The sequence below is a fragment of the Streptomyces sp. 8K308 genome, from assembly GCF_004348315.1.
In the GTDB taxonomy this organism is placed as follows: domain Bacteria; phylum Actinomycetota; class Actinomycetes; order Streptomycetales; family Streptomycetaceae; genus Streptomyces.
This window is the reverse complement of sequence record NZ_SMKC01000008.1, coordinates 53,361-60,665: the sequence shown is the minus strand read 5'-3', so window position 1 is coordinate 60,665 and position 7,305 is coordinate 53,361. Positions and strand designations below refer to the sequence as shown.

Below are 7,305 nucleotides of genomic sequence, written 5' to 3'. Positions count from 1 at the left end.
GCCCCCTTCGGGGCGCTCACGACGCCAGGTGGGGGTCGTAGATTGATCCGCATGGGTTATGACGCGGATGTCATCGTGATCGGTGCCGGGCTTGCCGGGTTGGTGGCCGTGGGGGAGTTGGTCGAGGCCGGGCGGCGGGTCATCCTGCTCGATCAGGAGCCCGAGGCGTCCCTCGGCGGCCAGGCGCACTGGTCGTTCGGTGGTCTCTTCCTCGTCGACAGCCCGGAGCAGCGCCGCCTCGGCGTCCGCGACAGCCACGAGCTCGCGCTCGGCGACTGGCTCGCGACCGCCGGCTTCGACCGGGAGGACGACCACTGGCCGCGCCGCTGGGCCGAGGCGTACGTGGACTTCGCCGCCGGCGAGAAGCGGTCCTGGCTGCGCGGACACGGCATCAGGATCTTCCCCGTCGTCGGCTGGGCCGAGCGCGGCGCCGCCGACGGCGCCGGGCCCGGCAACTCGGTGCCGCGGTTCCACATCACCTGGGGCACGGGACCCGGCGTCCTCGCGCCGTTCGTCCGCCGCCTGCGGGAGGGCGTGGCGCGCGGCCTGGTCGAGACCCGGTTCCGGCACCGTGTCACCGGGCTCGGCCGCACCGCGGGCGTCGTGGACACCGTCACGGGCGAGGTGCTTGAGCCCAGTTCGGCGCCGCGCGGCACCGCCAGCTCCCGCGAGGCGGCCGGCACCTTCGAACTGCGCGCCCAGGCCGTGATCATCACCTCTGGTGGCATCGGCGGCAACGCCGACCTGGTGCGCGCCAACTGGCCCGAGCGGCTCGGCGCCCCGCCCGAGCGGCTGCTGACCGGCGTGCCCGCGCACGTCGACGGCCTGATGCTCGGCGTCGCCGAGCGCGCCGGCGCCCGGCTGATCAACCGGGACCGGATGTGGCACTACACGGAGGGCATAGCCAACTGGGACCCGATCTGGTCGGGGCACGGCATCCGCGTCCTGCCGGGCCCGTCCTCGCTCTGGCTGGATCCGGCCGGCCGGCGGCTGCCGGCCGACCACGTGCCGGGCGCCGACACGCTCGGCGCCCTGGAGCACATCACCCGCGCCGGCCACGGCCACACCTGGTTCGTGCTCAACAGACGGGTGGTCGAGAAGGAGTTCGCGCTCTCCGGCTCCGAGCAGAACCCGGACCTGACCGGCAAGCACGTGCTTGAGGTGCTTGGCCGGATCCGTTCCGGCGTGCCGGGCCCGGTGCGGGCCTTCCTCGACCGGGGCGCCGACTTCGTCGTCGCACGGGACGTCGACGAGCTGGCCGCTGGCATGAACCGGGTGGCGGGCGACCGGGCGATCGACGCCGCCGAGCTGCGCCGGACCATCGAGGCCAGGGACCGGGAGATCACCGATCCGGCCGGCCGCGACCCGCAGGCGCTGACCATCCGTCACGCACGCGGCTTCCGCGGCGAGCGTCTGGCCCGGGTGGTGCCGCCGCACCCGCTGCTCGACCCGAAGGCGGGCCCGCTGATCGCCGTCCGCCTCTCCGTCCTCACCCGCAAGACGCTTGGCGGCCTGGAGACCGATCTGGCGTCCCGGGTGCTGGCGACCGGCGGCGAGCCGCTGCCCGGCGTCTACGCGGCCGGCGAGGCGGCCGGCTTCGGCGGCGGCGGGGTGCACGGCTACCGTTCGCTCGAGGGCACCTTTCTCGGCGGCTGCCTCTTCTCCGGCCGCGCGGCCGGCCGCGCCGCCGCCGGGGCCGTGTAGCCCGGGCCCGGTGTCCTCAGCCTGACGCCCTGTGCGGGGAGCGCGCCTCTCGGGCGGCGGCCCAGGAGGCGAGCAGGCGCAGTGCCTCTGCGGAGGGTGGGCCGGGTTCGGCGGCCACCTCGAGACCTTCGTAGGCGAGGGTGAGTTCGGGGGACGCGTCGCCTGCCGCCGGAGGGCAACCCTGCCCGCTCCGGGGTGATCTTCGCACGCCGCGAGGTGAGAACTCGCGGACCTCTTCTCTGTTGCCCACCCCCGACCGTACGTGCCGGGCGCCGCCATAGGGATGTACTCCGGTACGCCCATCGGTGGTGACTCGCACCGCGGGGGAGGAGAGGAATGTCTGGGGTACGTGGCGCTTCTCTCCGGCCGACCGACGCGATACGTCGGCACCGCGGACGAGATCGCCCAGGCCGTCCTGCGGCTGTGCAGCCCCGGCGCCAGCCTCGTCATCGGCGTCGCCCTGCCCGTCGACGGCGGGTACGTCGCCGGTAACCACCACCCTCACCGCCGCGTGGCATCGAGAGGATCACCATGCAGTTCATCAAGCGGCAGCCCACCAGCAAGGCACCGGCCGACTGGTTCACCGGCGACGTCTGGCGGGACGTCATCGTCGCCGGTCAGGAACCGTCGCGGATGCGAGCGAACCTCGTCCGCTTCTCCCCGGGCGCCCGCACCAACCGGCACTCCCACGCCGTGGGCCAGACCCTGCACGTGGTCTCCGGCATCGCCCTGGTCGGCACCCGCGACGGCACCGTCTTCGAGGTTCACCCCGGCAAGACCGTCAGCTGCCCGCGTGCCGAGGAGCACTGGCACGGCGCCGTCCCTGACCGGTTCATGGAACACCTCGCCCTGTGGGAGGGGACCGGCGACGGCACCCCCGAGACCGTGTGGGCCGAGCCCGTCACCGACCAGCGGTACAACGGCACCCGCACGCGCGACGCATGACACGGCCCGGGCCGGTCGGCGCGCACGCCGATCGGCCCGGGCCGTGTGGGGTTGGCTCAGCCGCCGGATCCGCCGGAGCCCGGCCCGTCGGCCAGTACGACCACGTCGATGTCCCCGGCCTTGCCGTTCCCGTTGCCGTTGGCGTGGTCGGCGCCGTCGCCGTTGCCGGTGCCCGGGCCGATCCGCAGCTCGAAGTCGCCGTCGTAGCGCTGGTGTCCGGCGATCACGGCCATCTCCACAGCCTCGACGCCCTTCTCCTCGCGCAGGATCAGCGAGTCCTGCCGGAGGTCGCGCATCAGTGCCACGCAGAGACCGATCATCACCAGCGTGAACGGCACGGCCGCCAGGATCGTCAGGTTCTGCAGGCCATCCAACGCCGTCGACCCGCCGCCGCCGATCACCAGCATCACGGCGGCCACGGCACCGGTCAGCGCGCCCCAGAACACGACGACCAGACGGTGCGGCTCCAGCGTGCCGCGCTGCGACAGGGTGCCCATCACGATGGACGCCGCGTCGGCACCGGACACGAAGAAGATCCCGACCAGGACCATCACCAGCAGCGCCGTGACGCTGGCCAGCGGGTACTCCTGGAGCACCGTGAACAGCTGGCCCTCGGTGGTGGCCTCGCCGGTCAGCCCGGCGCCCTGCTCCTCGAGCCGCATCGCCGTGCCGCCGAAGATCGCGAACCAGACCAGGCTGACCACGCTCGGCACCAGTATCACGCCGCCGACGAACTGCCGGATGGTCCGGCCCCGGCTGATCCGCGCGATGAACATGCCGACGAACGGCGTCCACGAGATCCACCAGGCCCAGTAGAAGACCGTCCAGCCCGAAAGCCAGTCGCCGACGCCCTCGCCACCGCTGGCCTCGGTGCGGGCCGCCATGTCCGGCAGGTCACCGATGAAGGTGCCCACCGACGACGGGATCAGGTCGAGCATCAGCACCGTCGGGCCCATCAGGAACAGGAAGACCACCAGCACCACGGCCAGCACCATGTTGATGTTGGACAGCCACTGGATGCCCTTGGCCACGCCCGAAACGGCCGACAGCACGAAGGCGGCGGTCAGGCCGGCGATCACCAGCACCAGCAGCCCGGTGCCGACGTCGCTCATCCAGCCGAGCTCCTCGACGCCGCTGCCGATCTGCAGCGCGCCAAGACCCAGCGAGGCGGCCGAGCCGAAGAGCGTCGCGATGATCGCCAGGATGTCGATCACCCGGCCCCACGAGCCGTTGGCACGCTTGGCGCCGATCAGCGGGGTGAACACCGCGCTGATCGTCTGCCGCCGGCCGCGCCGGTAGACGCTGTAGGCGATGGCCATGCCGACCACCGCGTAGATCGCCCACGGGTGCAGCGTCCAGTGGAAGAGGGTGGTGGCCATCGCCGTCGTCATCCGCTCACCGTCGTCGGCCGGCGAGGTGCCGGGCGGCGGGGTGGTGAAGTGGGCCAGGGGCTCGCTCACGCCCCAGAACATCAGGCCGATGCCCATGCCGGCGCTGAACATCATGGCGACCCAGGAGATCGTCCTGAACTCGGGCTTCTCGCCCTCCTTGCCCAGGGTGATCCGCCCGTACCGGCTCATCGCCAGCCAGAGCGCGAACACCACGAACCCGGAGGCCGCGAGCACGAAGCCCCAGCCGGCGTGGTGGATGATCGCGCCGAGCGCGTCCCCCGACGCCTCGGCGAGGGAGTCCGAGGACAAGGCGCCCCAGACGACGAAAGCCAGCGTCAGCACGGCGGAGACGCCGAACACCACCGGATCCGTCCGTGGTTTCGTCAGCGACAGCCGAGGAGGCCTGTCCGTAGCCGTCACCGAACCGTGTTTATCGCTTGGCACGCCCTAAACCTTTCCTTTCCACCCGGTCTCGTCGCGGGGTCAGCCGCTGTATCTGTACCGGGCAACAATCCGCATGCGCGAGCGGCTACCCGAAATCGCTACAACCATGCCACTCAAATAAAACGCGCTGACCTGCGGAGATCGCGTTCTGTCGAATGGCTGCCACGCTCTGTTGGTGGTTGCGCCGGCGAAAAATCTCACAACCCTCATGCGATTCTTACGCTCACCGCCCGGCCGTCGACGCAACGTGACCATCTGCCGTAGTCGCCCGATCACGCAAACCGTCAAGTTCCAGCCATTGCCCGGGCCCCCGGGGATTCCCTACGATCGCGCAGCCAACGATCTTGAGTACCACCAAGCGGAGCCCCGGTGTCGTCCCCACTTCCCACGGCCGCTCGGCTGGCCGACCTGCCCGCCGACCCCCTCTTCACGCACGACTACGAACGGCGCCGCCCGGCCGTGCTCGCCGCCCTGCGCGAGCGCCACGGCGCCGTCGCGCCCGTCGACCTGCTCGGCCAGCCCGTCTGGCTGGTGCTCGATCACGGCGAGGCCATGCGCGTCCTGACCGACGAGGAGCGGTGGAAAAAGGCCCCCACCCACTGGCGCGCCTACCGCGAGGGGGCCGTCCCCAGGGACTGGCCGCTGCGGTTCGTCGTGGACAGCGAGATGGTGGTCTTCTTCGACGACGAGCGCCGCGTCGCCGCGCGGGCCGCCATCGACGCCGCCCTGGCGCCCTACCAGGGAGAGGGGGCCGAGGCCGAGCGGCTCACCGGGTTGATCAGCGGCCACGCCGACTCCCTCATCAGCTTCCTCAGCGCGGGTGGCGGCGGGCGAGGGATGGCCGACCTCTGCGGCCAGTACGCGCGCCCGCTGCCGCTGATGGTCGCCAACCACCTGCTCGGCCTCCCGGACGCCGAGGGCGACGACGTGCTGATGGACGTCTGGCGGGTGCTCGACGCCGGCCCCGAGGCGCCGATGGCCGTCCACCGTCTCCTGGTCGGCCTGCGCGAACTGGTCGAGGAGAAGCGGCGCCGCCCAGGCGACGACGTCCCGTCCCGGCTGCTCGCCCACGCGCCCGACGCGAGCACCGAGGAACACGCCCTCCACCTCAACATGATCCTGATCACCACGGCCGAGTCCACTGGCGCGCTGCTCGCCGGCAGCCTGGTCCACGCCCTCGCCACGAACACTCTTGCCGAGACCGAGCCACGCGAACTCATCGAGCGCACCGCCATCAGCAACCCGCCCATGCAGAACCTGTCGCTGCGCTTCGCGGCGGCGGACACCCGCCTCGGCGACGTCACCGTCGCGGCCGGCGACCCGGTGATTGTCTCGCCGGCCGCCGCCCACGCCTGCCCGCACTTCACCGGGGACGAGGCGGCCCCGCACCTGGCCTTCGGCGCCGGCCCCCACGCCTGCCCGGCCCGCCCGCTGGCCGAGACGATCGTCACCATCGGCATCGAACGGGTCCGCGAGCGGTTCGGGGAGCTGACACTGGCCATGCCGCCGGACCAACTCCCATGGCGCGTCACCCCCCTGGTGACCGGCCTGAGGTCGCTCCCGGTCCGCTATAGCGTTGCCACGCCGGAGCCGGGACCGGCGGCGCCGGCCGTTGAGCCATCTGCTCCCGAACGCCGCCCCGCGTTCTGGCGGTTGCTGGCGACGCTGCGGGGAGCGCGCTAACGCGCCACGTGACGAACCATGCTCCGCCACGCCGCCGCCGACACGGCGAGCGTCGCGCCTCCGGCGCGGTCCTTGGAATCCCGGACATGGACGGTGACGGGGGCGTCGTCGGTGTGTGCGGAGGTGTGCCACTGTGTGGCGACCTCCAGGCACTCTCCGCCTTGGCTGCCGCTGTGGCTGGACTTGCGCCAGTTCAGGGCGACTTCCAGGCAATCCCCGCCCTGACTGCCGCTGTAGCTGGACTTGAACCACACGAGAGAAGAACTGCTCATAGTTCGCGGATCATCTCCTCGATCAGCTTGCGGGATTCCTCTGGATTGAGGGCCTGCGAGCGGATCATGCCATACCGCGTTTGAAAGGCGCTGACGTGCGTGCGGTCATCGATGACGTGGCCGATGTGTTGCCCTTCGACGTAGGCAACCCAGTCCCGATCCGGCGTTTCGAGCAGCGTGAAGGGGCCATCGAACCCCGCATGGGCTGTATAGGACATCGGCATCACCTGCACCGAGGCGTTGCGCATGGCCGACACCTCAAGCAACCGTTCCAACTGTTCCCGCATCACTTGCGGGCCGCCGATCGGCTGCCGCAGAACAAGCTCCAGGATGACCTGCGAGAAGTTCACGGCCGGTTTCCGAGCCAGTAGTTCCTGGCGGTCCATTCGGGCTTGTACATGGCGCTCGACCTCATCGTCATCGAGCATGGGTGAGTAGGCGCTCAGTACCGCGCGGGCGTAGCTCCGCGTCTGCACGAGTCCCTTGATGGTCAGAGCGTCGTAGCACCAGAGGCTGACCGCCTCGCCCTCCCGGTCCGCGTACTCGCCGAACCAGTCGGGGTGCCGCTGCTCCCTGAGCCGGGTTGCTGTCGGAGACAAAACGCCCTGCAAACCCAGCAGTTTCTCCAGCTCGTCGATGAACTCCGGGCTCGCGTTACGCTCGCCGCGTTCGATCTTCTCCAGCATGGACTCCGAGTAGCCCACGATCAGCGCCGCCTGTCCCGGCGTGACGTCGTTGAACTCGCGGAGCGCCCGCAGGAGCGCGCCGAACACCTGTCGTCCGCGAGGCTTTGGTTCTTCTTCCCGGCCATCTCGCCCTCCCGAGGTTTCACACAGCCGCACACACCGGCCAGGTGGCGTGGCACA

The 7,305-nt window shown here is 71.0% G+C and carries 6 protein-coding genes and 2 pseudogenes; 4 read left to right on the top strand and 4 right to left on the bottom strand.

Annotated features, from left to right (window positions below; translation table 11 throughout):
• The first annotated feature begins 51 nt into the window (after nucleotides 1-51).
• On the top strand, nucleotides 52-1,704 hold the full coding sequence (locus E1265_RS02840) for an FAD-binding dehydrogenase (RefSeq protein WP_132928585.1): 1,653 nt from the start codon (nucleotides 52-54) through the stop codon (nucleotides 1,702-1,704).
• A 16-nt stretch (nucleotides 1,705-1,720) separates the two neighbouring features.
• Here the strand turns inward: E1265_RS02840 and E1265_RS38560 are convergent.
• Nucleotides 1,721-1,852, bottom strand: a pseudogene (locus E1265_RS38560) (transcriptional regulator); the annotation flags it as partial.
• 234 nt (nucleotides 1,853-2,086) lie between these two features.
• Here E1265_RS38560 and E1265_RS38555 point away from each other — a divergent pair.
• Both E1265_RS38555 and E1265_RS02820 read left to right on the top strand, forming a co-directional pair.
• Nucleotides 2,087-2,191, top strand: a pseudogene (locus tag E1265_RS38555) (SDR family oxidoreductase); the annotation flags it as partial.
• 44 nt (nucleotides 2,192-2,235) lie between these two features.
• Nucleotides 2,236-2,649: a cupin domain-containing protein gene (locus E1265_RS02820; protein WP_132928584.1), complete on the top strand. Its 414-nt coding sequence runs from the start codon at nucleotides 2,236-2,238 to the stop codon at nucleotides 2,647-2,649.
• A gap of 56 nt (nucleotides 2,650-2,705) precedes the next feature.
• On the opposite strand, the gene E1265_RS02815 is transcribed toward E1265_RS02820, so the two are convergent.
• Nucleotides 2,706-4,460 carry a BCCT family transporter gene (locus E1265_RS02815; RefSeq protein WP_243740493.1) on the bottom strand — a complete coding sequence of 585 codons (1,755 nt, stop codon included), beginning with the start codon at nucleotides 4,458-4,460 and terminating at the stop codon, nucleotides 2,706-2,708.
• 393 nt (nucleotides 4,461-4,853) lie between these two features.
• On the opposite strand from E1265_RS02815, the gene E1265_RS02810 reads away from it, so the two are divergent.
• Complete coding sequence (locus tag E1265_RS02810; RefSeq protein ID WP_132928582.1) at nucleotides 4,854-6,167, top strand: cytochrome P450; 1,314 nt, start codon at nucleotides 4,854-4,856, stop codon at nucleotides 6,165-6,167.
• Here E1265_RS02810 and E1265_RS02805 read toward each other — a convergent pair.
• Both E1265_RS02805 and E1265_RS02800 read right to left on the bottom strand, forming a co-directional pair.
• Nucleotides 6,164-6,439, bottom strand: a complete 276-nt coding sequence (locus tag E1265_RS02805) for a DUF397 domain-containing protein (protein ID WP_132928581.1) — start codon at nucleotides 6,437-6,439, stop codon at nucleotides 6,164-6,166. The two genes, E1265_RS02810 and E1265_RS02805, sit on opposite strands and share 4 nt — an antisense overlap.
• A complete protein-coding gene (locus E1265_RS02800; protein ID WP_243740492.1) occupies nucleotides 6,436-7,212 on the bottom strand; it encodes a helix-turn-helix transcriptional regulator in 777 nt (258 codons plus the stop codon). The genes E1265_RS02805 and E1265_RS02800 overlap by 4 nt, the downstream gene beginning before the upstream one ends.
• Nucleotides 7,213-7,305 lie beyond the last annotated feature (93 nt).